This is a genomic window from Pantoea sp. EA-12, from assembly GCF_030053355.1.
In the GTDB taxonomy this organism is placed as follows: domain Bacteria; phylum Pseudomonadota; class Gammaproteobacteria; order Enterobacterales; family Enterobacteriaceae; genus Pantoea; species Pantoea vagans_C.
Genome location: NZ_JASGBY010000042.1, coordinates 1 through 481, shown reverse-complemented (window position 1 = coordinate 481; position 481 = coordinate 1). Strand labels below are relative to the sequence as shown.

Annotated in this window: 5 tRNA genes; all 5 read left to right on the top strand. The window is 52.4% G+C overall.

What is annotated here, in order from left to right:
* The 5 genes from QMZ30_RS25815 (at position 1) to QMZ30_RS25795 (ending at position 481) form a co-directional block, all read left to right on the top strand.
* Positions 1–77, top strand: a tRNA-Met gene (locus QMZ30_RS25815).
* Positions 78–88: 11 nt separating this feature from the next.
* Positions 89–173, top strand: a tRNA-Leu gene (locus QMZ30_RS25810).
* A 20-nt stretch (positions 174–193) separates the two neighbouring features.
* Positions 194–268: transfer RNA gene (locus QMZ30_RS25805), tRNA-Gln, on the top strand.
* A 33-nt stretch (positions 269–301) separates the two neighbouring features.
* A tRNA-Gln gene (locus QMZ30_RS25800) sits at positions 302–376 on the top strand.
* Positions 377–404: 28 nt separating this feature from the next.
* Positions 405–481: transfer RNA gene (locus QMZ30_RS25795), tRNA-Met, on the top strand.

Below are 481 nucleotides of genomic sequence, written 5' to 3'. Positions count from 1 at the left end.
GGCTACGTAGCTCAGCTGGTTAGAGCACATCACTCATAATGATGGGGTCACAGGTTCAAATCCCGTCGTAGCCACCATCTTTTTTTTCGCGGGAGTGGCGAAATTGGTAGACGCACTAGATTTAGGTTCTAGCGCCGCAAGGTGTGCGAGTTCAAGTCTCGCCTCCCGCACCATTTCATCTTCGGCAGCCGGATGGGGTATCGCCAAGCGGTAAGGCACCGGTTTTTGATACCGGCATTCCCTGGTTCGAATCCAGGTACCCCAGCCAATCCGAAATTTCTCGTGGATACGAGTCAACAGATGGGATATCGCCAAGCGGTAAGGCACCGGTTTTTGATACCGGCATTCCCTGGTTCGAATCCAGGTATCCCAGCCATCTTCGGATGCAGTAAGCAGTAAACTCAGGCTACGTAGCTCAGCTGGTTAGAGCACATCACTCATAATGATGGGGTCACAGGTTCAAATCCCGTCGTAGCCACCA